Consider the following 25,251-nt stretch of genomic DNA (forward strand, 5'->3'; position numbering starts at 1 on the left):
TGTGGCGATTTCGCCTTCGACTGTGGAGCGTTTAGAGCCAGCCACAATTGAAATCGCCCCAGCCGCATCAACACGGCCACTTTGTAGATCGACCGCTGCAACACTAGCGGTTGGACCATGTGTGTGTTAGCGCCCTCAGCCCTCGCCTATTGACCTCAGCCTCTCTCGCGACAGCTAGCCAAGCTGCCGCTCCATGCGCTGGTCTTGCTTTCAGAAATCGCCCACCACCACCCTGACCCCCAATGCCACCCTGAATGGCACGCTGCTTGCTTAAGCTTGTCTAGTGCATGAAATTTCAATTTCACATGCACCATATTAGTGAAATACCTATACCAAAAGTCGATGAACTGCCCAACACTTGCGCAGCGATCCGATTCGAGCAAGTACGACTCTTCTCAAGGAGCTTTCAATGGCTGGTGGACCTGCACTTTCCTCTGCACCCGACTCTCCCAAGGTGGCCGAACTCGACCAGGCCCTGGACAAGATTGGGGTGACCCGCTCGCACCACACGATCATCTTTTTGATCCTGATTGGCTGCCTGTTTGACAGCTTTGAGCAGAACGCAGTCGGCATCATCGGGCCGATGCTCAAGGAGCAGTGGGGGCTGTCGGCGTCGGACATCGGCATGCTCAACACGGTGACCTTTGCCTGCGCGGCGATTGGCCGCATCGTCTCGGGCTATATCGCAGACCGCTATGGCCGCCGCGTGATGCTGTCGGTGGATTTGCTGCTGTTCACTATTGGTGCGGGCATCTGCGCGATGGCGCCCAACCTGGCAGTGATGGCGCTCGGACGCGCGGTGGTGGGCTTTGGCTTGGGGGGCGAGATTGCGATTGCAGTCACCATGCTGTCGGAGTTCTGCTCGTCCAAGTTCCGGGGCACGGCGGTCGGCTTGGTGAATGTGGGCGCGGGTGGCCTGGGCAATTTTCTGGCACCGGCCTTTGGTTTGCTGGTGTTCTGGATCTTCCCCGGCGACAACGGCTGGCGCTGGTTGTTTGTCTGCCTGATGGTGCCGGCGCTGCTGGCCGCGTTCTACCGCCGCTATATCCCCGAGACGCCCCGTTTTCTGCTGTCGCAAGGCCGCATTGCCGAGACCAATGCGGTGCTGACGCGCCTGGCATCGGGTAAGCTGGCGGGCGCTACGCAAGCCACCCATCCCTATATCAGCGATGACGGCAGCAGCACCACGGCGACAAAGATCAAGGTGCGGGTGACGGAGATCTTCCGCGGCGCGCTGGGCCGCCGCACCGTGCCGCTGTGCATCACTATCTGGATGACCTATGGCGCGCAGATTTCGGTGCTGACCTTGATGCCGACGATTCTGGTGGGCCTGGGCTACAGCATGTCCAAGAGCCTGCTGTTCACGATGGTGATGCAAAGCGGCAGCCTGCTGGGCGCGATTGCAGCTTCGGCGCTGGGCTTTCACTTTCCGCGCAAACGGGTGCTGACCGCCGGTGCCATCTGCGCCTGCCTGGCGGCGCTGACGATTGGCTTTGCGGCCAAGAGCATTGTGGTGCTGCTGATTGCCGGGGCCACCTTCCAGTTCTTTGTGCTGCTGCTCAACACCACCATCTGGATCTACGCACCCGAGCTGTACCCCACCCGAGTGCGCGCCTTTGGCACCGCCTTCATCCTGGCTACCGGCACGGCTGCCGGCGCGCTGATGCCGCTGATCGCCGGCCGTCTGTTTGATGGCTTTGGCCTGGGCGGCGTGTTTGGTTTGGCCGCTGCGATGTACCTGATCTTCATCATCAGCGTGCAATGCGTGCCCGAGACCTATGGCCAGTCCCCCGATGCCGAGCCGCTGGCTGGCACCCCTGCCACGGCCCAATCCTAGTTTTGCTGCATGCCCAATATCCTGCTGATCAACCCCAATGCCTCCGAGGCCACCACCGCGATGATGGCCGACATTGCCCAGCGCGCTGCACCCGCGCAGTGGCAGATTCTGCCCCGCACCGCCGGCAAGGGGCCCTCGATGATCGTCAATGCGACCGAGCTGGCGCAAGCCGCTCTGGAGGTGGAAGACTGCTGGCGCGCGGCGCCCAGCGATTGTGCCGGCACCATCATCAGCGCCTTTGGCGACCCGGGGCTGGAGCGGCTGCGGGCCCTGAGCCGTGTGCCGGTCGTCGGCATTGCCGAGGCCTCCATGCTGGAAGCGGCCAGCGGCGGGCGGCGCTTTGGCATTGCTACCGTGACGCCGGATTTGGTAGCGCCGATTGCCGGGCGGGTGGCTGCGGTGGGTTTGACGGGCCTCTACACCGGCATTCGCCTGACCGAGGGCGACCCGCGTGCCTTGGCCGGTGATGCGCAGGCCTTGGAAGAAGCACTGGCGCTAGCGGTGCAGCGCTGTGTGGATGAAGATGGTGCGCAGGCCGTGATCATTGGCGGGGGGCCGCTGGGCCAGGCGGCGATTGCGCTGGCCGAGCGCCTGCATATGCCGGTGATTGCGCCGATACCGGCGGCGGTGCGCAGGCTGGCGCAGCTGATGGGCTGAGCGTACAAACGATCAGCCCCACCGCTGCGGTTTAGCCAGCGGTGCGCAACTGCCAGAACGGCAGCGGCTGCGGCCCGCACATCCCGTTCGCGATGCGCTGTGCCGTAGGCAGCGAGCCAGTCAGGCCCAGGTGGCCATGGCCCACGGCCAACCATAGGCCCTGGATCGCATCGATATGGCCCACGATGGGCACGGAGCCCGGCAGGCAGGGGCGGTGGCCCATCCAGTGCTGGGCCTCCAGGCCGGCCAGGGCAGGGAAGGCCTCGCGCGCAATGCGCTCAATGCCAGCGGCGCGGCGCGGGTTGGGGGGCGCCTTCAGGCCGGCGATCTCCACCGTGCCGCCCACACGCAGCCCGCCTTCCATCGGCGCGATAAACACCTTCTTGTCGGCCAGCACCACGGTGCGCTCCACCAGGTGCTGGGCGCCGGCAAACTGCGCGTGGTAGCCGCGCTGCGTCTCGATCGGCAGCAGCATGCCCAGCGGCTTGAGCAGCGAAGACGCCCAGGCGCCAGCGGCCACCACGACATGCGGCCAGCGCTGCGCATCCAGCGTGGCGTCGCCGGTGCGCACAGCCCAGCCCTTGTCATCGGGGCGGATGGCCTTGACCTCCGCCCGCACCAGCTTGCCGCCGCGCTGTACAAAGGCATGCAGCATGCTCTGCACATAGCGCAGCGGGTTCAGGATGGTGCCGTGGTCGGCCAGGTAGCGGCCATGGGCATAGCCTTGGGGCGCATGGGGCTCCAGCGCCTCGATGCCGGCGCGGTCCAGCTCCTCGACCTGGTAGCCGTACTTGGCGCGCAGCTGCCAGCCGGTGGCATCCTGTTGCGCATAGTCGGCATCGGGGTAGAGGTGCAGATGGCCGCGCCGCATAAACAGGTCGGACACACCCAGGCTCTGCGCCAGCGCCGCATGGGCATCGACGGCGCCCTGGTACAAATCATTGAGGCGCTCGGCTGCAGCGGCCACGCGCTTGGGATCGGCCGACTGCGCAAAGGCCACCAGCCAGGATGCTGCCTTGGGCAGGTGCTTCCAGCCAATCGACAGCGGGCCGTCCTGGTCCATCAACATGCCGGGAACCGTCTTCAACACCCCCGGCAAGGCCAGTGGCGCCACCGAGCCGGGGCTGATCGCGCCGGAGTTGCCGTAGCTGCATTCCATGCCAGGCTCGCCCCGGTCAATCAGGGTAACGGACACCCCATAGCTTTGCAGGGCCAAGGCCGTGGCCACACCCACCACACCGGCCCCCACTACCACCACCTGCTTGGGCGCTTGGACCTGCGGGCCCCGCTTGTTCGCTGTCTCTGTCATGTCATCCAATCTGCAAAACCGGCCCAGACCAAGGCGGCCTCGGGCGTGAATCGTGCCTGCGCCAGCTGCTGCTGGACCTCGCCGGCCTGCCACAGCGCAAACTGCGCCACTTCGCCATCTTGGTTGCGCGGCTCGGTGCCTTCGGGCACGGTCGCGGCATACCAGTGGATGTCTTCATACATATAGCCCAGGTCGTCGCCGCCATCGCTGTCAGGCTGGCGAAAGCGCAGCACGCCGCCATGGCGCAGGCCTTGCAGGTCGGCGATCTGCAGACCGGCCTCTTCCCAAGTTTCGCGGGCCAGTGCTTGCTCCAGGCTGTCCTGGGCCGAGACCATGCCGCCCATCAAGGTATCCCAGTGCAGGGGGTAGTTGGCCTTGTTGGCCGCGCGCTGCTGCACCCACAGGCGCCCATCGGGGGCAACGCCCACCAAGTGGACGGCCAAGGTCGCGATGCCCAGCACCCGCACCGCCCCGCGCTCCACCGTGCCGATGCGGCTGCCATCCACCGCCTGCACGGCCAGCTGCTCATTGCGCCAGGGGCCGCTGCGGCCAGCATCGCGCAGCGCATCGGCCAGGCGCCCCATCAGCGCAGTCGCATTTTGTGTGGGCGATTCGAGCAGCCACACCGCTGTGCCCGAGCGCTCGCGCTTGGACAGCAGCGCATCTCCGCCCAGACGCCCTGCGATGCCGGTCTCGATCAAGAAATGCTCCACCAACGAGCCAACCGCTTGGCCATTGACCCAAAGCGGCAGACGCGGCTTGCGCGGCGGCGACTGCATGGCCGTGCGCGCAGCGGCCAGCCAGGAAGGCGGCTGGGGCGCAAACTGCGGGGGAGAAACAGAGGACATGGGGCACTATCAAAATAAAAGCAGATGGATGTTAGTCCATCTGCGCCTGGGGGCAGGCCGCGCCCACCCAAAACCCGATGCCCGCATCGGCTACGCGAATGTCATGGCAGCAGGATGCTGCTGCCCGTGGTCTTGCGGGCCTCCAACGCGCGGTGCGCGGCCTGCACCTCGGACAGCGCAAAGCGCTGCGCGATGTGGACCTTGACCTGGCCCGTGCCGACGACGGCGAACAGGTCGTTGGCCATGGATTGGCAGGCCTCGCGCGAGCGCAGATGGGTGAACAGGCCCTGGCGGGTGACATAGAGGCTCTTGGCCGCCAGGATGGCCGGCGCAAAAGGTGGCACCGGGCCGGAGGCATTGCCAAACGAGACCATCAGGCCAAAGGCGCGCAGGCACTGCAGCGAGCCCTCCCAGGTGTCCTTGCCGACGGAGTCATAGACGACTTTGACGCCCTTGCCGGCGGTGATGTCCTTGACCCGCTCGGCAAAGTTTTCGGTACGGTAGTTGATGGCTACCTCGGCGCCATTGGCGAGGGCCAGCTGGCATTTTTCGTCCGATCCTGCGGTGGCGATCAGGCGCAGGCCCAGGGCCTTGGCCCATTGGCAGGCGATCAAGCCGACGCCGCCAGCAGCGGCATGGAACAGCACAAAGTCGCCTGAATGCAGGCCTTCGACCGGCTTGGCCTGGCGCAGCAGGTACTGGGCGGTCAGGCCCTTGAGCATCATCGCGGCGCCAGTTTCAAAATCAATGCTGTCGGGCAGTTGGCAGACATAGGCGGCGGGCATCACCCGCACTTCGCTGTAGCTGCCGGGCGGGTTGCTGGCATAGGCCACGCGGTCGCCCGCCTTCAGGTGCTGCACGCCGTCGCCCACGGCCTCGACCACGCCTGCAGCCTCCATGCCCAGGTTCAGCGGCATCGGCAGGGTGTAGAGGCCCGTGCGCTGGTAGACATCGATAAAGTTGAGCCCAATCGCATGGTGGCGAATACGCACCTCGCCGGGGCCGGGCGCGCCGACGTCCACGTCGACCAGCTTCATCTCCTCGGGTCCGCCGTTGCGCGCAATCTGTACTGCCAATGACATGGAATTCTCCTGTGGTGATCTGGGTGCTGCCAGTCGCCATGCTGCCACGCTTTCACACAGGCAGCTGTCACGGGGATGTACAGTCGCGCCATGCAACAAAAACTGACACCGTCGACCATGGCGCTGCTGACCGCCGCCCCGCTGATGTGGGCGGGCAATGCCGTCATGGGCCGGCTGGTGCATGAGCTGGTCTCGCCAATGCTGCTGAACTTTGTGCGCTGGCTGCTGGCCTTTGCCATCTTGCTGCCGCTGGCGTACCCCTTGCTGCGCCGAGCCAGCCCGCTGTGGCCGCACTGGAAGCGCTGGGCCGTCATCGGCCTGCTGGGCATTGGCTGCTACAACGCCTTCCAGTACCTGGCACTCAAAACCTCGGGGCCCATCAATGTGACCTTGGTGGCATCCAGCATGCCGCTGTGGATGATGGCCTTTGGCATGCTGTTTTTCCAGACCCGCATCACCCGGCCACAAATGCTGGGCGCGCTGTTCTCGATCAGCGGCGTGCTGGTGGTGCTGAGCCATGGGGATTGGCAGCAGCTGAGCCAGCTGCGCCTGGTGACCGGAGATTTGTTCATGCTGCTGTCCACCGCCTGCTGGTCTCTCTACACCTGGCTGCTGGTGCGCACCACCGAGCCCGCGGGCATCAAAAGCCAGTGGGCGCTGCTGCTGATGGCCCAGCTGGCCTTTGGCCTGCTGTGGTCGGGCCTGTTTGCGGGCGCCGAATGGGCGCTGGGCGCCAGCCAGCTGCAGATGAGCAGCACCCTGCTCTGGGCCATTGCCTATATCGTCATCGGCCCGGCCATCTTGGCCTACCGCTGCTGGGGGCTGGGTGTGCAGCGGGTGGGGCCTACCGTGGCGGGGTTCTTCAGCAACTTGACGCCGCTGTTTGCTGCGGTGCTGTCTGCGGCGTTTTTGGGCGAGCCGCCCCAGCTCTACCATGGCGCGGCCTTTGTGCTGGTGATCGCCGGGATTGTGATCTCGTCGCGCCGGGCTTGATGCGGGCTGGCCGAGCCACTTACAACCTGCTACCGATAGAACGCCAGCTTCACACTGCCGCCCTTGCGCAAGCGCACAGTGCCACCCATATGCCGTGACACCACCACCGCGAGGACGCCGAGATGAATGCGCAAGAACAAGCCCTGATTGAGAACCTCTTCCAGCAACTGCGCCAGCTCGATGGCCAGCCCAAGGAAGGCCAGGCGGAAGCCTGCATCCGCCAGCTGGCGCAGCAAACCCCCGATGCGCTGTACTGGCTGACCCAGCGCAGCCTGCTGCTGGAGCAGGCGCTGCAACAGGCCCAGCAGCAGCAGGCGCAGTTGCAAACGCAATTGGCCGAGGCCCAGGCAGCTGCCGCCAAACCCACCAGCGGCAGCGGTACCAGCTTTTTAGGTGCCGGGCTGGACACGCATTTTGGCCGTACCCCGGATTCCAACCTGGCCAGCCGCAGCCCCGCTGGCTATGCCTCCGGCTATCCGCAGAACAATGCTGCCCCCGCAGGCTATGGCGATACGCCAGCCCCTGCCAGCAGCGGGCGCTGGTTTGGCGCGGCCCCCGCTGCACCGGCAACACAACCCGTGCCTGCACAGCCCACAGCCGGCTCGGCAGCGGGCGGCTTTTTGGGCCAGGCCGCTGCCTCCGTCGCCGGCGTGGCGGGCGGAATGCTGCTGTTCAATGGGCTGAGCCACCTTTGGAACAACCCGGCCCAGGCAGCGGCCAACCCCGCCCATGCAGCCACCCCTGCCGCCGACACCAGCAGCGCCGCCAGCAGCAGCGACAGCGCTACTGCCAGCACCGACAACAGCGGCCTGGACCAGCTCGCCCAGCAGGCCGGCCGCGACCATGTGGATGCGTCTGCCAACCGCTTTCTGCCGGATTCGGACAACAGCAGCAATAACAGCAGTAGCAGCAGCAGCAGCCAGGACGTTGCGGACTATGACAGCGGCGACGATGGTTTTGACTTTTTTGGCGACGACCAGGCCTGATCGCCGCCGCTAAACATCAGACGTAAAAAAGCCGCCCGGGCAATTCCGTTGCTCGGGCGGCTTTGTTTTGGGTGCCGACGTTTAGTAGGTACCGGCGTAGGAGCCGCCGTCCGGCAGGATGTTCTGGCCGGTCATATAGGCCGCCTGCTGGCTGCACAGAAACGCACAGATGGCGCCAAACTCATCGGCGGTGCCATAGCGGCCGGCAGGAATCTGCTTTTGCTGCGATTCGCGGATATCGGCTTCGCTCTTGCCCGTCTTGCTGGCGGTGGCAGAGATGGTGGCGGCAATGCGGTCGGTGTCGAACTTGCCCGGCAGGATGTTGTTGATGGTCACGCCTTTGCCAGCGATGGGGCTGCGTGCGACGCCAGCCACAAAGCCAGTCAGGCCACTGCGTGCGCCGTTGGACAGGCCGAGGATATCGATGGGCGCCTTCACGGAGCTGGAGGTGATATTGACGATGCGGCCAAAACCGCGCTCGGCCATGCCGTCGATCAGGGTCTGGATAAGCGCAATGGGGGTGAGCATGTTGGCGTCGAGCGCCTTGATCCAGGCTTCGCGGTCCCAGTCGCGGAAATCACCGGGTGGCGGGCCACCGGCATTGTTCACCAGAATGTCAAAGCGCAGGCCAGGGCCGCCTTCGGCATTCAGCACGGCAGCACGGCCGGCTTCGGTGGTGATGTCAGCCGCGACAGCGATGACCTGGGGGGCGACGCGGCCGGGGGCTGCAGCGGCCCACATGGCGGCCATCACCTTGAGCTGGCGGGCAGTGTCCTTCAAGGCTTCTTCGCCACGGGCGTTGATGACGACATTAACGCCCTCATTGACCAGCGCTTGCGCGCAACCACGGCCCAGGCCCTTGCTGGCCGCGCAGACCAGTGCCCATTTGTTGGCAATTCCAAAATCCATAATCAAATCTCCTTGTGGGTATCGATGCTAAGTCACAAATGGCCCCGAGGTTGGCGCGCATGCGCATGCCCTTTATGGCCTTTTGACTTGGTGGGTGAATACGTAGATGCCCGTCAGCACCAGCGCGGTGCCGGCGACCATCACCGGGGTCAGCGGCTCGCCCAGCAGCCACACACCCATCAGGATGGTGGACAGCGGGCCGATCATGCCGGTCTGCGCCACGGTCGCAGCGCCCAGGCGCTCAACCGCCAGCATCACCAGCAAGACGGGGACGGCGGTACACAGCGTGGCGTTGAGGACGGACAGCCAGATAACGGCCGAATCCACCTGCGCGGCCTGCAGTGGCCGGGTCAGCAAAAACTGCGCAATGCAGAACAGGCAGGCAAAGCTGGTGGCCAGCCCTACCAGGCGCAAAGCACCCAGGCGCTTCACATACTGGGCGCTGTAGACCAGGTAGATGGCATAGCTCACGGCGCTTAAAAACACCAGGGTGGCGCCCCAGCCCACCTGCTGGCCGGCGCCGTGGGTGTACAGCTCCATGCCAAACACCAGCATCACGCCGGCATAGCTGATGGCCAGGCCCAGCAGCTGGCGGGCGCTGGCCACCTTGCGGTACAGCAGCCAGCCCAGCGCCAGCACCAAGGTGGGGTTGAGGTAGAGAATCAGCCGCTCCAGCCCCGCGCTGATATAGCTCAGCCCGGCAAAGTCGAGGTAGCTGGAGAGGTAGTAGCCGCAAAAGCCCAGGGCCACCACGGCCAGCCAGTCGCGCAGCGTGAGCGCCGGTTTGCCCCGCCCAGCCCACCAGGCCATGATGACAAACAGCGGCAGCGCAAACAGCATGCGGTACATGATCAGGGTGATCGCATCGACGCCATGGCGGTAGGCCAGCTTGACGATGATGGCCTTGCCGCTGAAGGCGATGGCCCCGATCACGGCGCAAATCAGGCCGGTGCGGCGCACGCCGGGCGGCAGCACCGCAACGGGTGCAACAGAAACAGACAAGATAACTCTCCAAGAACCAGTCAGTGCTGGTCCGCCGACCCATGGAACAAACGGTGGTGCATGCGGCGAATCGACCACCAAACGCCCAAGCCTATCACCGGGATGGCCAGCGCCGCCGTCGTTTCTGGCGACAGTGGCCACCCCCATTTCTGCAGGCCCTTGGCCAGGTAACTGATGAGGCCGGTGATGTAGTAGGTGATGGCCGCGACCGACAGGCCCTCGACCGTGGACTGCATCTTGAGCTGCAGGCCCTGGCGCTCGTTCATCGCTTTCAGCACCTCTTGCCGGCCCTGTTTCTGGCTGATGTCGACGCGCGTCTGCAGCAGGTTGCTGAGGCGCGATACACGCTGGGACAGCGCTTCGAGCCGCTGGTGGGCCGACACACAGGTGTTGCGCGCGGGGGTGAGGCGCCGATCCATGAAATCGCCAATGGTCTGGTAGCTGCCCAGCCGCGTTTCCTGGATATCGCCCACCCGCTGCTGCACCAGCGCAAAGTAGGCGGTGCTGGCGGAGAAGCGCGAGTGGTGGGCGGCGTACTGGCTCTCCACCTGCGCGGCCAGGCGGGTGAGTTGGTCGAGCAGTTGCGGCTCGCTGGCGGCACCGGCGCTGCGGATGGCCGATGACAGATCGGCCAGTTCGGACTCGGTGCTGGCGAGCTTTTCCATGGTTTCGCGCGCGGCAGGCAGGCCCAGCAAGGCGGCCATGCGGTAGGTCTCGATCTCCAGCAGGCGCTGCACCAAACGGCCACTGCGCGCGGCCGACAGGCCCTGGTTCAGCACAAACAGGCGCGATGCGCCATCTGAGTGGATGGAGAAATCGGTGTAGATATGCGCCTTCTGGTCGGAGGCCTGGGAGGCCACGAGCTTGTCCTCGTACAGCCAGCGCTGCTCGACCTTTTTCTCCAGCGCGGGCGATGCGGGCAGCACCCAGGCGTTCATTGCCAGCAGGCAGCGGCCGGGCAAACCGGCCAGCCATTGGGCGGGCACCAGGTCGCTGGCGGACGGCAGCTCGGCCTCGTCCAGCGCCTCGGGGCGGATGGGCACCATCCAGGTCCAAGAGACAAACTCGGTGTGCAGCTCCCAGCGCAGGCGGCCATTGCCCAGGTCCAGGCGCAGGTGGTTGGCCTCGGCATCGGGCACGGGCAGCTGCAGATCGCGCAGCAACTGGTGCAGCCACTGGCGGCTGGCCGCGCGCTCGGCGGCATCGGCCCACATTACCGTGCAGAACACGGCGGTGTTGTCGGGCAGGGCTTCAGGGGGGCGGGAATGGACTTCGTTGTGCAGCGCACGGCGCAGATCGTGCTGTTGCAACAGGGGCAGGTTTTTCATGAAAGACAAAAAGCGGCAATAACCAGACGGCAAGCCGTCGAACTGCTGCAATTGTCGTGCCAAGCCAATAGTTGTGCAGGCGCCCGATCAAAGCGGCGCGCCTGCCCTGCGCGCAATGGCCGTTTTACTGCGGCACCTCAAAGCTCAAGGTGGCCGTGTGGCGCACCTCGTCGTACTGCTTGCCATCGATCTTGACGCTGCCGTTGTTGACCCGGGCCGTCACCTCCAGCACATAGAGGCCGGGGAACGACGGCGTAAAGCTCACCGTGCCATTCTTGGCGGGGGCCAGCACACGGCGCCAGCCTTCGCTGGTGTCCACATTCACCTGGCTGGCTGCCACCGGCCGGCCCTTGAACATCAGCTGGTAGGTGTTGCCCTGGGGCGTTGTCGGCACCAGCTCCAGGTCATTGACGGCCTTGGTCTCCTGGCGGCCAAAGCGGGCCTGGTAGTAGGTCAGCACGCCATCGCTGCCAGCACGGGTGGCCGAAAAGCGCTGGTCCGCTGCAGCGCCCTCCTCCTTGCCCAGCACATAGGCATCAGCCGATGCCGGCACGGTCTTGCCCTCGGCCACTACCTGGCGCGGCTCGCTCAGTTCGCTCAGTTGGCCGGGCGCCTTGTGCAGCTCGCCCACTTGGGCGCGGGTCTGGCCGTTCTCGGTCTGCAGCCACAGGTAATCGGCATGGGCGGGCAACGCGGCGCCGATGCTGGCAGACACGGCAAAAGCCGCCGCCAACAGTGGGCGAAACAGGTTGGATGGTTGGGTGTTATTGGACATAAGCTCCTCCTCTTGGGCTGGATGGGGGTGGCTGGCGGGATCCCGGCGGCATGCGCAGCAGCAGGGGCAGCGGCATGGACAGGGAATAGCTGGCTCAGGGGTGGCTATCGCGCAGCGCCGGCCGCAAGCTCTGGGGCCTGCGGGGCCCACCCGGGGCGGGTGGCTTGCGGATCGCAACGCGCAGCCTAACGCAGTTTGAGCAGCGCAAAACCCGGACCCTGCCGTTTTTTGGCAAGGCCGGGTTCTGCAGATGCGGGCTTGGCGGCCCTGATGCCGATTACAGCTTGGGCGTGTACTTCAGGGTCAGCATGGCATTGCGCGGATCGCCATAGATGCCGCCGGTGTAGCCCACATAGCCGGGCTGCAGGTAGTGCTTGTCAAACAGGTTATTGACGTTAAGGGCCACGCTGACTTCGGGCGTGGCCTGGTAGGCCAGGCGCAGGCTGGTGATGGTGCTGCCCGCCACCTTGAAAGAGCGGTCATAGCTCAAGGTATGGCTTTGCGCGACGACGCCAGCACCCACACTCAGGCGGTTCCAATCGCCGGGCAGCTGGTAGGACAGCCAGGCGCGCAGCATGTGCTTGGGTGTCCAGGTGCTGAAGACCTGGCCCTGGTTGGTGGGGTCGTTCAGGAACTTGCTGGTGTTGAAGGTGTAGCCGACCATGGCTTGCAGGTCGCGTGCCACTTCGCCACTCACCTCCGCCTCCACACCCTGGCTGCGCACCTTGCCGGACGAGGTGGAGCAGTACCAGCCATCGCAGGCATAGCCGGAGGCCAGGTCGTTGACGGCGCGGTTCTTGTGGTTGTATCGGAACAGCGCCAGCGAGGTGTTGAGCTTGCCGTTCATCAACTCACCCTTGATGCCCAGCTCGTAGTTGGTGCCGGTGATGGGGTCGAGCACCTTGCCGTCGACCGTGCGCTCGGACTGCGGCTCGAACACGCTGGTGTAGCTGCCGTACAGCGACCACTCGGGGGTAAGTGCATACACCAGACCGGCATAGGGTGTGATCTCGCCGGAGGTGCTGGTGACCTGGCGCTCATCGGTAACGGCATTGGTGTAGAGCGAGTCATACCAGCTGGTGCGAGCGCCCACAATCGCGGTGAGCGGCTCGGTCAACCGGGTGCGCAGGCTGCCGTAGATGCCCTTTTGCCGCACATCGTAGGCGGACTTCCACTGCCGGCCACCGGCGGCCAGCAGGCTGTCCAAGGTCGGCTCGGGCCGGTGGTGGTCGATATTGAAAATATCGGCCCCCGAGGTAAAGGTGCGGGCATAGACATCGTTGGAGCGGTACTTGGAATAGTTGGCGCCCACGGTCACATCGTTGCGGAAGCCCGCCAGGTCAAAGCGGCCGTTGACGAAGGCATCGAACGCGACTTTTTTTAGGTCGAAATCGGTGTACCAGTCGTCATAGGTCACATCGCCACCACCGGCCGCCACCGTGCCGGTCATGCGCTGGTGCAGCGAGGCATTTTGCTCGCTCACATGCAGCGCCGAGACCTTGAACTTCCAGTCGTTGTTGATGCGGTGGTTCAGGTCGGCATAGACCGTCGTTTGCTTGACGTTGGAGCGGTTCCAGTCGGAGCCGGTGTAGGTGGAGCGCGGCAGGTCGGTCATGCTGCCGTCTGCGTACAGCGGCAGGCCCATGATGAAGGGACGGCCCTTACTGTCAAGCTGGCTCACGCCAAAGCCGACCGTGGTGTCGGGGCTGATGTCATAGTCCAGCGCGGCATACAGCGAGCGTGTGCGCTCATTCACATAATCGACAAAGGAGTGGCCGCGTGCCTCGTCCACCACCAGGCGGCCGCGCAGGCTGCCGTCTTCGTTCAGCGGTCCACCCGCATCAAGCTGCAGGCCATAGCGGTCCCAAGAGCCGGCGCGGGCGGTGACGGTCACCGTCTTCTCGCGCTGGCCGCGTTTGCGCACCAGGTTGACGGCGCCACCCGGGCTGCCCGTGCCCTGCAACAGGCCCGAGGCACCACGCAGCACCTCGATCCGGTCATAGAACGCCATGCCCTCGGCGCTCCAGTTGCCCAGCGAGTAGTGGTTGCGCGGAATCGCTACGCCGTCGTACTGCCAAGCATCGATCTGGAAGCCGCGCGAGGACAGCACCATGCCCTGGCCCACGCCCTTAACCCCCATCGTGCCGGTAGCCGCGTTCATGGCATCGCGCAAATCGCTGATGCCCTGCTCATCGAGCTGCTTGCGCGTGATCACGCTGATGGACTGCGGAATGTCCTTGAGCGCCTGGTCGCCCTTGTTGATGCTGACCGCTGATGCCGCCAGCGAGCCCGAGCCTTCGCTGGTGGCATTGCGCTCGCCTTGTGCGGTGACCGTCACGGTAGGCAAGGTGCTGGTGTCGGAGGCTGATGGCGTCGCCTTGATGACCATGGCCTCGCCCTGGCGCACTGCCATCAGGCCGCTGCCGGCCAGCAGACGATCCGCTGCTTGCTGCGGGGTCAGCATGCCGGAGACCGCGGGCGCCGTCTTGCCCTCGACCAGCGCCGGCGCAAAGCCTATCGACACGCCCGTGGCGGCCGACAGCGCCTGCAGTGCCGATCCCAGCGGCTGGGCCGCAATCGACAGGCTGCTGGCCTGGCCGGCCGGTGTGGCTGAAGGAGCGGCCTGCGCATGCACTGCCAGCGGCATGGCCAGCGCCAGTGCAGCGGCCAGGGCCAAAGGTGCAGGGTGGAAACGGGCGATTTTGGCAGCCGATGCGGCAGAGGCGTGGGACGGAGAACGGAAGCGCAGAGTGGTTTTGGACATGGTCAGACAACGAAGTAAATGAATCTCATTACCTTCTATGACGCACCGCAGGCGCAGAACTGCACCCCGCCCGCGCTATTTATTTGAATTATTTTTTCCAGGTAGGCTTTGCAACACCCTCGCCCCATGGGATGAGCGCGGATCGGGATGAGACGCAAGGCGTCTTTTGCAGTCAATAGCCAGCTATTGACAAGAAAGACAACACAGCGGATCGCCCGAGCCCGCGTTCAGACCACGGCAGGGAGTGGTGTAGAGGCTGCCTAATGTTTAGCCACGATCTCAGCCTGGCCGCCGGCGCCTGGCACCAGACGCACCGGCAGCACCAGGGTCAGCATGTTGGCAAACTCTGCCGGCTTGGCCGTCGCGTAGCTGCCGCCAATAAGCAATGCGGCAACAGCTGGGTCATGCACCACCAGGCCGGTGGGGCCATAGCGCTCCATCTCCTGCAAGGCCTGGGCCAGGGGCGTGTTGTCAAAGCGCAGCAAACCTTTGCGCCACAGGCCCACGCTGTCGGGCGCCACGGTGCCCACGGCGGCCAGTTGGCCATCGGCTGCCACCTGGGTGGTTTGGCCAGCCGTCAGCAGCATCGCAGTGGCGGAGCTCTGCGCTGCTGAGACGCGCACCCGTCCCTCTTGCACGTCTACCCGCACCTGGCCGGCATCGATGCCATCCTGGCGGTAGCGCACCGAAAAGCGCGTGCCCACTACGGTGACGCGGGCTGGGCCGGCCTGCACCTCAAAAGGTTTGCTGGAATCCGGGGCAACACTGAACATGGCCTGGCCATGCGCCAGCTGCACCTCGCGCCGATGGCGGTACAGGCGCACCTGCGCATCGGTGTCGGCATCCAGCTCCAGGGTGGAGCCATCGGGCAACTGCAGGCTTTGGCGCTGGCCGCGCTCAACAACATAGTGCGCGCTGTAGACCGGCTGCATCCACTGGTGCCAGCCCAGGCCCAGCCCCATCAGCAGGACGGCGCACAAGGCCAGGCCACGTGGGCCGGGCAGCAGGGCTTGGAGCCAGGGCCGAGGGCGAGTTGGCGTGGGTTGGGCCAATGGTTTATGGGATGTGGCGGCAGCGCTGGGCTGGGCTGCTGCTTGGCGCGCCCGCCACTGCGCCACCTCGTCTGCAGGCAGCCCGCGCAGGCGGGCAACCCCGGTATCGATCCCGGCAAAGGCCTCGGCATGGTCGGCGCTGGCCTGCAGCCACTGCGCCAGTTCCGCCTGCTCGTCTGCGTTCAAGCCCTGCTCCTGCCGGGTATGCCACTGCGCGGCCTGCAACTCCACAGCATCTTGATCCCCCAAGAAGGCCTGCAGCGCGCGCGCCTCCACCGCCTCGTCAAAAGGCGGGGCGGATGGGTGGAAGGGCGAGGTGGAAAAGCGGCTCATCTCAAAGCTATAGACGCATGGGCGCGGAAAAACTGCATGTCTGCCCGGCGCCCAGTAGGATCATTCACCATGGTCCAGCTCCTGTTTGCGGGCAGCGCAGGCGATCTTGCCACGGCTGATGTACTGGTTGACCATGCTGACCGAGACACCCATGCGCTCGGCGATCTGCGGGTTGGACAGCTCGTCGAACAGGTACATGCAAAAGGCCTCGCGGCAGCGGGGCGGCAAGGCCTCGATGGTGGCCAGATAGGCCTGCACGGTTTGCGACGAGGCATAGGCCGCCTCGGGCTGCAGGCGCTGGGGGCTGGCGGGCTGTTGGGCTTCGTCCAGTGCGTCGATGTCTTCGTGCTGACGCAACTGGGCGCGCCGGTCCAGGTCGATCTTGGCGTTCAATGCCACCTGTTTGAGCAAGGCCGCCGGCTGCTCAATCACCTTGCCAGCACGCTGCATGCCGAGCACGCGCGCATAGCTCTCCTGCGCCAGGTCGGCCGCGGTGTCGCGGTCTCTGACCTTGCGCAGGCAGAAGTTCAGCAGTTCTCGGTAGTAGTGCTCCAGCACGAACGGGCAACGCCCCATGGAAAGCCAAGGTCTCCATCGGTGGTCCAGCTTTCGCGCCTCAGATGGGAATAACTCTCATTATCACCGATGGACGGCCGCTTTCTTGGGGTGCAGAAATAGAAAAAGGCATCCGAAGATGCCTTTGTCCATGTTGCAGCTTGGCTGCGGGCGATCAGTCTTCTTCGACGAAGGCTTCTTCGCGCTTCTTGCTCACCGCTGGCAAGCAGACCACCACCAGCAGGATCGCAGCTGCGATCAGCAGACCGGCAGAGATGGGACGGGTAACAAACACCGACCAGTCACCACGCGAGAGCAGCAGCGCACGGCGCAGATTTTCTTCCATCATCGGGCCCAGGATAAAGCCCAGCAGCAAGGGAGCAGGTTCCGTACCCAGCTTGTGGAATACATAGCCCACGAAACCGAAGATACCCACCATCCACACGTCCCAGCTGTTGTTGTTGGTACCGTACACACCGACTGCGCAGAACAGCACGATGGAGGGGAACAACCAGCGGTAAGGCACCGTCAGCAGCTTGATCCAGACGCCGATCAGCGGCAGGTTCAACACGATCAGCATCAGGTTACCGATCCACATCGAGGCGATCAGACCCCAGAACAGTTCTGGGTTGCTGGTCATCACCTGGGGACCAGGCTGGATGTTGTGGATGGTCATTGCACCCACCATCAGTGCCATCACGGCGTTTGGTGGAATACCCAGGGTCAGCAGCGGAATGAACGAGGTCTGCGAGCCGGCGTTGTTGGCCGATTCAGGCGAGCACACGCCACGGATATTGCCTTGGCCGAAAGGAACTTCACCGGGCTTGAGTTTGGTCTTCTTCTCGATCGTGTAGGCAGCAAAAGCCGACAGCATCGCACCGCCACCAGGCAGGATACCCAGGGCCGAACCCAGCGCCGTACCACGCAGCATGGCGGGGAACATCAGCTTGAAGTCTTCCTTGGTGGGCATCAGGCCGGTCACCTTGGCAGCAAACACTTCGCGCTCATCGTCAGGCTTGGACAGGTTGGCAATGATTTCGCCGTAGCCGAACACACCCATGGCGATCACGACAAAGTCGATACCGTCGGTCAGCTCAGGAATGTCGAAGGAGTAGCGGGCTACGCCGGAGTTCACGTCGGTACCCACCAGGCCCAGCAGCAGACCCAGCACAATCATGCCGACTGCCTTGAGCAGCGAGCCCGAAGCCAGCACCACGGCGCCAATCAGGCCCAGGGTCATCAGCGAGAAGTACTCGGCAGGGCCGAACATGAAGGCCACTTCGGTCAGCGGAGGTGCGAAGGCAGCCAAGATGATGGTGCCCACGCAGCCAGCGAAGAACGAGCCAATGCCTGCAGCCGCCAGTGCCGGCCCAGCGCGCCCTTTTCGGGCCATCTGGTAGCCGTCAATCACGGTCACCACCGAGGAGGACTCTCCCGGCAAGTTCACCAAGATCGCGGTGGTGGAGCCGCCGTACTGGGCGCCGTAGTAAATACCGGCCAGCATGATCAGCGCTGCCACGGGTGGCAGTGCGTAGGTGGCAGGCAGCAACATCGCGATGGTGGCCACGGGGCCAATGCCCGGCAACACGCCAATCAGCGTACCCAACAGACAGCCGACAAAGCAGTAAATCAGGTTTTGAAAGGTAAAGGCAACACCGAAACCGATGGCCAGGTTGTCAAATAATTCCATGGTCCTGGCCCTCTTAACCGGTAATAAAGCTAGGCCACACGGGGAACTGAAGGTTCAGTGCCCACACGAATGCGACGTAACTGCCAATGGCCAGGATGGTGGCCAGAATGAAGACCGACTTGGCGCGGAACTCTGAACCTGCCAGGCTGCCGATAAAGACCAGTGCGTAGATCGCGACGATCAGGCCCATGGCGGGAATGCCGATGCTGGGCACGCCGACGAGCAAGATGCCGAAGGCAAAGTTGGCCAGCAAGATGAAGAACACCTGCTTCCATGCCCACTTGCCGATGGGGTCCCCATCCGCAGGGCCCGCGGTGACGCCCTTGAAGGCCACCGCAGCACCGATCAGCGTCAACAGGACGCCGAGAATCAACGGGAAATACCCCGGACCCATGCGAGCACCAGTACCGATCGAGTAGTTCTGGGCGCCAACGGCGAACCCAATACCCACTGCCATGTACATCATGCCCGCCCAAAAGTCTTTCTGGCTTTTGAGCTTCATTACCTTTGTCTCCAAACAATTTTAGGGATGCAGCGCATTGTCAACGCTGACGGGCAGCTGACGCATGTGGATTCCACTTACGATTCCACACAGGAAAACCCCTAGGATCAAACCAAGCTCAGAAGCCCTGAAACCCAAGCTGGGCGCGGCCTGCAGCCAGATGGCAGCCCTTTGTTTGGAGAAGACCGGACAGGGTGATCCCCTAGTCTGGAGGAGCCTCGCCCGCGCCCTGGCGTTGGGGCAGCGGGCTGTTCAGAAGCGTTCTAACGGTCACCCATTTCGATCGGCGGCGTGTTGGCCATCACCTCTTCGATGGTGGTGAGGCCTTCCGACACACGCAGCGCACCGGCCAGGCGCAAGGGGTGCATGCCATCCTTCACCGCTTGGCGGCGCAGCACCGACATCGACGGCGAAGCATGGACCTGGTCCTTGAGCGCTTCGGACACGGTGAGCAGCTCGTAGAGGCCCATGCGCCCGCGAAAGCCGGTGTCGCGGCATTCCTCACAGCCCACGGGCTTGTAGGGCCGGTAGTCACGCTTGATCTTCCAGGGCTGGATGGCGCTGGCCAGCGCCTCGGTCGATGCCTCCTCATCGGGCTGCTTGCACTGCGGGCACAAGGTACGCACCAGGCGCTGGGCCAGCACGCCCAGCAAGGTGGCATTGATCAGGTACGGCGGCACGCCCAGCTCCATCAAGCGGCTGATGGCGCTGGGGGCATCGTTGGTGTGCAGGGTGGAGAACACCAAGTGGCCGGTCAGCGCAGACTGCACCGCCATTTCAGCGGTTTCCAGATCGCGTATTTCGCCGACCATGATGATGTCCGGGTCCTGCCGCATCAGCGCGCGCAAGCCTTCGACAAAGCTGAAATCGAGCGCCGGCTGTACCTGGGTCTGGTTAAAGGCGGGCTCGATCATTTCAATCGGGTCCTCCACGGTCGACACATTCACCTCTTCGGTGGCCAGGCGCTTCAAGGTCGAGTACAAGGTGGTGGTCTTGCCCGAGCCCGTGGGGCCGGTGACCAGGATGATGCCGTGCGGGCGCTCGACCAGCTTCTCCCAGCGTTGCGCGTCATGCGGGGTAAAGCCCAGCGCCGACAGATCCTTGACGGTGTTTTCCGGGTCAAAAATACGCATCACCATCTTCTCGCCAAAGGCGGTGGGCAAGGTGGACAAGCGCATTTCCACTTCGTCACCCAAGGTGTTACGGGTCTTGATGCGGCCATCCTGCGGGCGGCGCTTTTCGACCACGTCGATGCGGCCGAGCAGCTTGACGCGCGAGACGATGGCGTTGTGCACTCCCAGCGGCATCTGGTAGACCTTGTGCAGCACGCCATCAATGCGGAAGCGGATCACCGACTGGTCGCGGCGCGGCTCCAGGTGGATATCGCTGGCGCGCTGCGCAAACGCAAACTGCCACAGCCAGTCCACCAGGCGGATGATGCCCTGGTCATTGGCGTCGAACTGCTGGTTGGTGTTGCTCAGGTCGACCAGCTGCTCGAAGTTGCCCAGCGAGCTGAGCGAGCCGCCGAGCTTGCTGGCCGCCTTGACCGACCGGGCCAGCGCAAAGAACTCGCTGCGGTAGCGGTCGATGTCCTTGGGGTTGGCCAGCACCCGGCGCACCTTGCGCCGCGCCTGGCGCTCGACCTCCGTCACCCACTCATCAATCCAGGGTTCCTTGACCGCAATCACCACTTCCTGGGCCGTGACCTGCACCGGCAGAATGCCGTGGCGCTGCGCATAGGGCGCGCCCATGGTTTCGGCCACCTTGGCGGCATCCACCTTGAGCGGGTCGATCTTGTAATAAGGCAGCCCGCAGTGCTTGGCGACAAACTCCGTGAGCATCTCCACATCGAGCGCCTTGCCGTCTTGCTGGCGCGGCACCACCACGCTGGCCAAGCGCACGATCGGGTGCTGGCTGCTGACCGCATGGCTGCAGCGGCTGATGGTCGCCTGGGCCAGCTCGGGGCTGATCCAGCCATCGGTCTGCAGCCAGTTGATGACCTGGGTCAGTTCCAGCGGGCGTTGCATCAGTGCGGGCAGGCCGCTGCGCGCTGGCGGCACGGTGGTGGGGCCTGATCCGCTGGGCGTTGATGGGACCGAGGCAGGGCCGCTGGGCTTGGACGGCGCAGGACCGTCTTCAACGTTGCCAGGCACAAAGATCGCCGAGCGCCGGATCGGTGCCGAAGCGCCAGACGGAGCCCCGCCACCTGAACTGCTGGAGTGGCGGCTCTGGGTGGCCGTATCGCCGGGCAAGGCATCGCCCCGGCTCTTGTGCTGCTTGCTTGGCTGATCAGGCGCTGCCATGGTGATTCCCTCGGTATTTTTTTAGCTTCTGGCTTTATACCTGAATGACCGCGCCGCGCTGCGTAAAGTCAGTCCAGCAGCGGCTGCACAGGTTTAAAAACCTTTAACCACTTGAGCGCCGGCAAGCCGGTCTGCTGTTGCACCAGGTCCGCCCGCTGGCTGAGCAGCTCGCGGCTGGGGCGGCTGGCAGTGCGCTGGGCCAGCACGACGGTATTGCCTTCTTTGGTCGCCGCAAAGCGCCAGACGGCCTCCGGGCCAAAGGCCTCCTGGATATGGGCGAGGCTGCGGGCATAGCTGTTGGTGCGGCCAAACAGGTTGACGGTCATGCAGCCGTCCTCGGTCAGCAGGTTGCGGCAATGCTGGTAAAAATCAGGGCTGTCGAGCACCGGGGCCGCCGCTTCATGGTCATACAGGTCCACCTGCAGCGCATCTACTGTCTGCAGGTACAGGGGCTTCTGGATCTCCAGCCCCGCATCGCCCAGCACCACCTGGAGCTTGTCGCTGTCGGGGGGCAGCTTGAACCACTGGCGGCAGACCGTTATCACCTGCGGGTTCAGCTCCACCGCCGTGCTGGCCATGCCGAGCTTTTGCGTGCAGAACTTGGTAGCGGCCGCCGAGCCCAGGCCCAGCTGCATGGCCCGGCGCTCGGGCACCGTCGGCCAGTCCACCAGCAGCAGCCAGGCCATCATGCGCTGCACATATTCCAAGTCGATATCGAAAGGCTTCTTGATGCGCATCGAGCCTTGCACCCAGGGCGTTCCCAGGTGCAGGTAGCGGGTGCCGTCGTAGTCGGAGATGGTGACCTCGGGCAGCGGCTCGGCGGCCTGCGGGGATTTTCTTTTCGTCGTCATGGGGTGGGATTATCGGCCGTTGTCAGTGGCGCTGCCGTGCTTGCGCCCGCAAGGCCCGCAGTGGGCAGCTTGCTATCGACGCAATCAGCGCAGCAGGCCCGCCTGCTGCATCACCTCGCGCCAGCCAGCCAGCTTGCGCTCAAAGCTCCAGGAGGCATTGGCCGGGCTGCTCGATGGCAGCCGGTAGCTGGGCAGGCCCAAAACGGCCTGCACCTTGGCGGCATGGCGAAAGCTCTCGCCGCCATTGTGCGCAGCGGCCACCAACTGCGGGCACTGCTGCTGGAGCGCCACAAAATCATTGAGCTGGGCATTGCGGATGCTGGTGTCCAGGCTGCCTTCGCGCTCGCAGGCGGCATAGACATCCCACAGGCCCAGGCCGCGCTCCAGCAGCCAGGCGCAGCGATCGGCATAACCGCTGGGTTGCGGGTGCTCATGCCACAACGCCGCCAGCAGCGGCCACATATGGTTGCGCGGATGGGCGTAGTACTGCTGCAGCTGCAAAGACTGCACACCAGGGAAGCTGCCCAGAATCAAGACCTGGGTGCCGGGCCCCACGACCGGGGCCAGCCCGCAGAGCAGTGCATCAGCCATGGTTCGATCCCCCATCGCTGCCGGGCAGCAGAGGCTGCAGCCGGGGCAGCACCCTGGCGGCATTGGCGCTGGTGGCCCACTGCCAGTCGGCGGTGGTCAAAGCCTCATCGGCATGGGCCTCGGCCCGCAACTCCAGCATCACCTGCGCGATGCGCGGAATCTCGGCCGGCTGGTTGCGGCCCTGGGCCTCGCCAGCGGCGCGCTGCTCGGCGGTGGTGTAGAGCCAGTGCGGAGGAATATCGGGCGCATCGGTTTCAACGACGATGGCCTGCATCGGCAGCTCTTGCACCAGACGGCGCAGATGCAGCGCACGCTCATAGGTCAGCGCGCCACCAAAGCCCAACGCAAAGCCGCGCTCGATAAACTGCTGCGCCTGCTGCAGGCTGCCGTTAAAGGCATGCGCAATGCCGCCTTGCACCGGCCAGCGGCGCAGCGCGCGCAGCAGCTGGTCCGACGAGCGGCGCACATGCAGGATGACGGGCAGATCAAAACGGCGCGCCAGCTGCAACTGCTGCTCGTAAAACCAGGTCTGGCGTTCGGCATCCAGCCCGGGCACAAAAAAATCCAGGCCGATCTCGCCAATCGCCACCAGCCTTGGGTCATCGCGGCAGTCTTCAAGCATGGCGGCCAGGGCCTCGATGTCGGCTTCTACCGCGCGTCCGGTGTACAGCGGGTGGATGCCCAGCGCATAGCTATCGCCCCAGCGATGCGCCAACTCGCGCACGGTGGCCCAGTTGCTGCGCTCGACTGCCGGAATCACGCAGTGGGCGACCCCCGCCGCCTGCGCAGCCGCGCGCAAGGCATCGCGGTCGGCATCGAACTCGGGGGCATCCCAGTGGCAGTGGGTATCAATCCAGAAGGGCATGCGGATCAGAGGTGTTGTCAGGCCTCGAACTGCCCGTTCACCATGCGCACGGCACGGTCGCAGCGCTGGGCCAGCTCGCCATCATGGGTGACCATGACAAAGGCAGTGCCGCGATCGCGCGCCAGCTGCAGCATCAGCGCAAACACGGTGTCTGCGGTGGCGCGGTCCAGGTTGCCGGTGGGCTCATCGGCCAGCACGCAGGCCGGCTGGGTCACCAGCGCACGCGCAATGGCCACGCGCTGGCGCTCGCCGCCAGACAGCTCGGCCGGCCGGTGCAGCACACGGTCCTTCAGCCCTACCGAGGCCAGCACCTCGCGCGCACGCTCAGTGCATTCGGCATACGGCATACGGCGGATGCGCAGCGGCATCGCCACGTTGTCCAGCGCGCTGAACTCGGGCAGCAGGTGGTGGAATTGGTAAATAAAGCCCAGGTGCTGGTTGCGCAGCTCGCCCTGGCGGGTGGCGCTCAAGGTGTCCAGCCGCTGGCCATGCAGGCTGACGGTGCCGCTGCTGGGGGCATCGAGCCCGCCCAGCAAATGCAGCAAGGTGGATTTGCCGGAGCCCGAGGCGCCAACGATGGCCAGGGTTTCGCCTGCGCGCACTTGCAGGTCGATGCCATGCAGCACCTCGACATCGAGCAGGCCTTCGGTAAAGCGCTTGGTCAGGCCCGAGGCTTCCAACACGATCGACGAATCATTCATAGCGCAGTGCCTCCGCCGGGTTCACGCGGCTGGCACGCCAGCTGGGGTACAGGGTGGCCACAAAGGCCAGGATCAGGGAAATGACGGTGATCGGCACGATGTCGCTGCGCTGGGGCTCACTCGGCATCTGGCTGATCAAATAGATGTCCTTGGGCAGGAAGCTGGTGTGCAGTGCGCGCTCGATGGCCGGCACGATCACATCGATATTGCAGGCAATGAGCAGGCCCAGGCCCAAACCGGCCAGGGTGCCGATCACACCCACCAGCGCGCCCTGCACCACAAACACGCCCATGATGCTGCGCGGGCTGGCGCCCAAGGTGCGCAGAATGGCGATATCGGCGCGCTTGTCGGTGACGGTCATCACCAGGGTGGTCACCAGGTTGAAGGCGGCCACGGCGACGATCAGGGTCAGGATGATGAACATCATGCGTTTCTCCACCTGGACGGCGGCAAACCAGGTCTTGTTCTGCTGCGTCCAGTCGCGGATCAGCAAATGGCCGCTCAGGCTGTGGGCCAACTGCTGGGTCACCTCGGGGGCCTGGTGCAGGTCCTTGAGCTTAAGGCGCACGCCCGTCGGGCCTTCCAGGCGGAATAAGCGCTCGGCATCCTCATGGTGCATCAGCACCAGGCTGGAGTCGTACTCGTAGTGGCCGGAGTTGAAGGTGCCCACCACCTGCATCTGCTTGAGGCGGGGCACGGTGCCAGCCGGCGTGACTTGGCCGCTGGGCACGATCAGGGTGACCTGGTCGCCCTGGCCCACGCCCAGAATGCGCGCCAGCTCCGAGCCCAGCACGACATTGAAGCTGCCCGGTGTGAGCGCCTGCAAACTGCTTTGGTCGATGCCGGTGGTCATGTCGGTGACCTCGGGCTCCAGCGCCGGGTCAATGCCGCGCAGCAAGGCGCCGCGCATGTCTTCACCCCGGGCGACCAGCGCCTGGGCCGAAACAAAGGGCGCCGCGCCAATCACATTCGGGTTGGCCTTGGCCTCGGCAATGGTGCGGGCCGGGTCGGGCAAGGCATCGCCGCCGGGCGTGAAGATCTCGATGTGTGAGACCACGCTGAGCATGCGGTCGCGCACCTCTTTTTGAAAACCATTCATCACCGACAGCACGATGATCAAGGCCGCCACCCCCAAGGCAATGCCCAGCATGGACACGCCCGAGATGAACGAAATAAACCCGTTGCGCCGGGTCGCCCGGCCTGCCCGGGTGTAGCGCCAGCCCAGCGCCAATTCATAGGGAATTTGCATAAATCGTTCTAAAAATATATTTGGTGCTTGCTCACCGCCCATACAGCGCTATAAACCACTGCACCGCAA

22 protein-coding genes are annotated in these 25,251 nt (G+C 64.6%); 4 read left to right on the forward strand and 18 right to left on the reverse strand.

Going from position 1 to position 25,251, the window contains the following annotated elements; genetic code table 11:
- Positions 1–409: 409 nt before the first annotated feature.
- Both HS961_RS19200 and HS961_RS19205 read left to right on the forward strand, forming a co-directional pair.
- Positions 410–1,837 carry an MFS transporter gene (locus HS961_RS19200; protein WP_182324731.1) on the forward strand — a complete coding sequence of 476 codons (1,428 nt, stop codon included), beginning with the start codon at positions 410–412 and terminating at the stop codon, positions 1,835–1,837.
- Positions 1,838–1,846: 9 nt separating this feature from the next.
- Positions 1,847–2,494, forward strand: coding sequence for an aspartate/glutamate racemase family protein (locus HS961_RS19205; protein WP_182324733.1), 648 nt, complete (start codon positions 1,847–1,849; stop codon positions 2,492–2,494).
- Positions 2,495–2,525: 31 nt separating this feature from the next.
- On the opposite strand, the gene HS961_RS19210 is transcribed toward HS961_RS19205, so the two are convergent.
- The 3 genes from HS961_RS19210 to HS961_RS19220 form a co-directional block, all read right to left on the reverse strand.
- Positions 2,526–3,803, reverse strand: coding sequence for an NAD(P)/FAD-dependent oxidoreductase (locus HS961_RS19210; RefSeq protein ID WP_182324735.1), 1,278 nt, complete (start codon positions 3,801–3,803; stop codon positions 2,526–2,528).
- A complete protein-coding gene (locus HS961_RS19215) occupies positions 3,800–4,651 on the reverse strand; it encodes an NUDIX hydrolase (RefSeq protein ID WP_182324737.1) in 852 nt (283 codons plus the stop codon). Before HS961_RS19215 ends, HS961_RS19210 begins: the two co-directional genes overlap by 4 nt.
- A gap of 101 nt (positions 4,652–4,752) precedes the next feature.
- A complete protein-coding gene (locus HS961_RS19220) occupies positions 4,753–5,733 on the reverse strand; it encodes a quinone oxidoreductase family protein (protein ID WP_182324739.1) in 981 nt (326 codons plus the stop codon).
- Positions 5,734–5,823: 90 nt separating this feature from the next.
- On the opposite strand from HS961_RS19220, the gene HS961_RS19225 reads away from it, so the two are divergent.
- A complete protein-coding gene (locus tag HS961_RS19225) occupies positions 5,824–6,726 on the forward strand; it encodes a DMT family transporter (RefSeq protein ID WP_182324741.1) in 903 nt (300 codons plus the stop codon).
- Positions 6,727–6,848: 122 nt separating this feature from the next.
- Entirely contained in the window at positions 6,849–7,712 is an 864-nt protein-coding gene (locus tag HS961_RS19230; protein ID WP_182324743.1) for a DUF2076 family protein, read from the forward strand.
- Positions 7,713–7,793: 81 nt separating this feature from the next.
- Here HS961_RS19230 and HS961_RS19235 read toward each other — a convergent pair whose 3' ends face one another.
- The 15 genes from HS961_RS19235 to HS961_RS19305 all read right to left on the reverse strand — a co-directional run bounded on the left by HS961_RS19235 (position 7,794) and on the right by HS961_RS19305 (position 25,182).
- A complete protein-coding gene (locus HS961_RS19235) occupies positions 7,794–8,621 on the reverse strand; it encodes an SDR family oxidoreductase (RefSeq protein WP_182324745.1) in 828 nt (275 codons plus the stop codon).
- Positions 8,622–8,693: 72 nt separating this feature from the next.
- Positions 8,694–9,623 (reverse strand): DMT family transporter, encoded by a 930-nt coding sequence (locus HS961_RS19240; protein WP_182328415.1) that lies wholly within the window; start codon positions 9,621–9,623, stop codon positions 8,694–8,696.
- A 20-nt stretch (positions 9,624–9,643) separates the two neighbouring features.
- Positions 9,644–10,951, reverse strand: a complete 1,308-nt coding sequence (locus tag HS961_RS19245) for a DUF3422 family protein (protein WP_182324747.1) — start codon at positions 10,949–10,951, stop codon at positions 9,644–9,646.
- A gap of 124 nt (positions 10,952–11,075) precedes the next feature.
- Positions 11,076–11,726 (reverse strand): hypothetical protein, encoded by a 651-nt coding sequence (locus tag HS961_RS19250; protein WP_182324749.1) that lies wholly within the window; start codon positions 11,724–11,726, stop codon positions 11,076–11,078.
- Between the two features lie 277 nt (positions 11,727–12,003).
- Positions 12,004–14,490 (reverse strand): TonB-dependent siderophore receptor, encoded by a 2,487-nt coding sequence (locus tag HS961_RS19255; RefSeq protein WP_182324751.1) that lies wholly within the window; start codon positions 14,488–14,490, stop codon positions 12,004–12,006.
- A 260-nt stretch (positions 14,491–14,750) separates the two neighbouring features.
- On the reverse strand, positions 14,751–15,875 hold the full coding sequence (locus tag HS961_RS19260) for a FecR family protein (protein WP_182324753.1): 1,125 nt from the start codon (positions 15,873–15,875) through the stop codon (positions 14,751–14,753).
- A gap of 60 nt (positions 15,876–15,935) precedes the next feature.
- The gene (locus HS961_RS19265; protein WP_182324755.1) at positions 15,936–16,451 is read right to left on the reverse strand and encodes a sigma-70 family RNA polymerase sigma factor; all 516 of its coding nucleotides are present in this window, start codon (positions 16,449–16,451) and stop codon (positions 15,936–15,938) included.
- A 154-nt stretch (positions 16,452–16,605) separates the two neighbouring features.
- A complete protein-coding gene (locus HS961_RS19270) occupies positions 16,606–18,120 on the reverse strand; it encodes a tripartite tricarboxylate transporter permease (RefSeq protein ID WP_182324757.1) in 1,515 nt (504 codons plus the stop codon).
- Between the two features lie 13 nt (positions 18,121–18,133).
- Positions 18,134–18,622 carry a tripartite tricarboxylate transporter TctB family protein gene (locus HS961_RS19275; protein ID WP_182324759.1) on the reverse strand — a complete coding sequence of 163 codons (489 nt, stop codon included), beginning with the start codon at positions 18,620–18,622 and terminating at the stop codon, positions 18,134–18,136.
- Between the two features lie 263 nt (positions 18,623–18,885).
- Positions 18,886–20,649 carry a GspE/PulE family protein gene (locus tag HS961_RS19280; protein ID WP_238347962.1) on the reverse strand — a complete coding sequence of 588 codons (1,764 nt, stop codon included), beginning with the start codon at positions 20,647–20,649 and terminating at the stop codon, positions 18,886–18,888.
- A gap of 344 nt (positions 20,650–20,993) precedes the next feature.
- Positions 20,994–21,776, reverse strand: coding sequence for a spermidine synthase (locus HS961_RS19285; RefSeq protein ID WP_182324763.1), 783 nt, complete (start codon positions 21,774–21,776; stop codon positions 20,994–20,996).
- A gap of 84 nt (positions 21,777–21,860) precedes the next feature.
- Positions 21,861–22,367, reverse strand: coding sequence for a DNA-deoxyinosine glycosylase (locus tag HS961_RS19290; protein WP_238347661.1), 507 nt, complete (start codon positions 22,365–22,367; stop codon positions 21,861–21,863).
- On the reverse strand, positions 22,360–23,232 hold the full coding sequence (locus HS961_RS19295) for a TatD family hydrolase (protein ID WP_182324767.1): 873 nt from the start codon (positions 23,230–23,232) through the stop codon (positions 22,360–22,362). The genes HS961_RS19290 and HS961_RS19295 overlap by 8 nt, the downstream gene beginning before the upstream one ends.
- 17 nt (positions 23,233–23,249) lie before the next feature.
- Positions 23,250–23,933, reverse strand: coding sequence for a lipoprotein-releasing ABC transporter ATP-binding protein LolD (gene lolD / locus HS961_RS19300; RefSeq protein WP_182324769.1), 684 nt, complete (start codon positions 23,931–23,933; stop codon positions 23,250–23,252).
- Positions 23,926–25,182, reverse strand: coding sequence for a lipoprotein-releasing ABC transporter permease subunit (locus tag HS961_RS19305; protein ID WP_182324771.1), 1,257 nt, complete (start codon positions 25,180–25,182; stop codon positions 23,926–23,928). Before HS961_RS19305 ends, lolD begins: the two co-directional genes overlap by 8 nt.
- Between the last annotated feature and the right edge of the window lie 69 nt (positions 25,183–25,251).

It is taken from the genome of Comamonas piscis, from assembly GCF_014109725.1.
Taxonomy (GTDB): domain Bacteria; phylum Pseudomonadota; class Gammaproteobacteria; order Burkholderiales; family Burkholderiaceae_C; genus Comamonas; species Comamonas piscis.

Excerpts from the sequence above, each read along its gene's own strand:
- HS961_RS19200 (WP_182324731.1), top strand. The coding sequence starts at position 410 with ATGGCTGGTGGACCTGCACTTTCCTCTGCACCCGACTCTCCCAAGGTG.
- HS961_RS19205 (WP_182324733.1), top strand. The coding sequence starts at position 1,847 with ATGCCCAATATCCTGCTGATCAACCCCAATGCCTCCGAGGCCACCACC.
- HS961_RS19210 (WP_182324735.1), bottom strand. The coding sequence starts at position 3,803 with ATGACAGAGACAGCGAACAAGCGGGGCCCGCAGGTCCAAGCGCCCAAG.
- HS961_RS19215 (WP_182324737.1), bottom strand. The coding sequence starts at position 4,651 with ATGTCCTCTGTTTCTCCCCCGCAGTTTGCGCCCCAGCCGCCTTCCTGG.
- HS961_RS19220 (WP_182324739.1), bottom strand. The coding sequence starts at position 5,733 with ATGTCATTGGCAGTACAGATTGCGCGCAACGGCGGACCCGAGGAGATG.
- HS961_RS19225 (WP_182324741.1), top strand. The coding sequence starts at position 5,824 with ATGCAACAAAAACTGACACCGTCGACCATGGCGCTGCTGACCGCCGCC.
- HS961_RS19230 (WP_182324743.1), top strand. The coding sequence starts at position 6,849 with ATGAATGCGCAAGAACAAGCCCTGATTGAGAACCTCTTCCAGCAACTG.
- HS961_RS19235 (WP_182324745.1), bottom strand. The coding sequence starts at position 8,621 with ATGGATTTTGGAATTGCCAACAAATGGGCACTGGTCTGCGCGGCCAGC.
- HS961_RS19245 (WP_182324747.1), bottom strand. The coding sequence starts at position 10,951 with ATGAAAAACCTGCCCCTGTTGCAACAGCACGATCTGCGCCGTGCGCTG.
- HS961_RS19250 (WP_182324749.1), bottom strand. The coding sequence starts at position 11,726 with ATGTCCAATAACACCCAACCATCCAACCTGTTTCGCCCACTGTTGGCG.
- HS961_RS19255 (WP_182324751.1), bottom strand. The coding sequence starts at position 14,490 with ATGTCCAAAACCACTCTGCGCTTCCGTTCTCCGTCCCACGCCTCTGCC.
- HS961_RS19260 (WP_182324753.1), bottom strand. The coding sequence starts at position 15,875 with ATGAGCCGCTTTTCCACCTCGCCCTTCCACCCATCCGCCCCGCCTTTT.
- HS961_RS19265 (WP_182324755.1), bottom strand. The coding sequence starts at position 16,451 with ATGGGGCGTTGCCCGTTCGTGCTGGAGCACTACTACCGAGAACTGCTG.
- HS961_RS19270 (WP_182324757.1), bottom strand. The coding sequence starts at position 18,120 with ATGGAATTATTTGACAACCTGGCCATCGGTTTCGGTGTTGCCTTTACC.
- HS961_RS19275 (WP_182324759.1), bottom strand. The coding sequence starts at position 18,622 with ATGAAGCTCAAAAGCCAGAAAGACTTTTGGGCGGGCATGATGTACATG.
- HS961_RS19280 (WP_238347962.1), bottom strand. The coding sequence starts at position 20,649 with ATGCAACGCCCGCTGGAACTGACCCAGGTCATCAACTGGCTGCAGACC.
- HS961_RS19285 (WP_182324763.1), bottom strand. The coding sequence starts at position 21,776 with ATGACGACGAAAAGAAAATCCCCGCAGGCCGCCGAGCCGCTGCCCGAG.
- HS961_RS19290 (WP_238347661.1), bottom strand. The coding sequence starts at position 22,367 with ATGGCTGATGCACTGCTCTGCGGGCTGGCCCCGGTCGTGGGGCCCGGC.
- HS961_RS19295 (WP_182324767.1), bottom strand. The coding sequence starts at position 23,232 with ATGCCCTTCTGGATTGATACCCACTGCCACTGGGATGCCCCCGAGTTC.
- lolD (WP_182324769.1), bottom strand. The coding sequence starts at position 23,933 with ATGAATGATTCGTCGATCGTGTTGGAAGCCTCGGGCCTGACCAAGCGC.
- HS961_RS19305 (WP_182324771.1), bottom strand. The coding sequence starts at position 25,182 with ATGCAAATTCCCTATGAATTGGCGCTGGGCTGGCGCTACACCCGGGCA.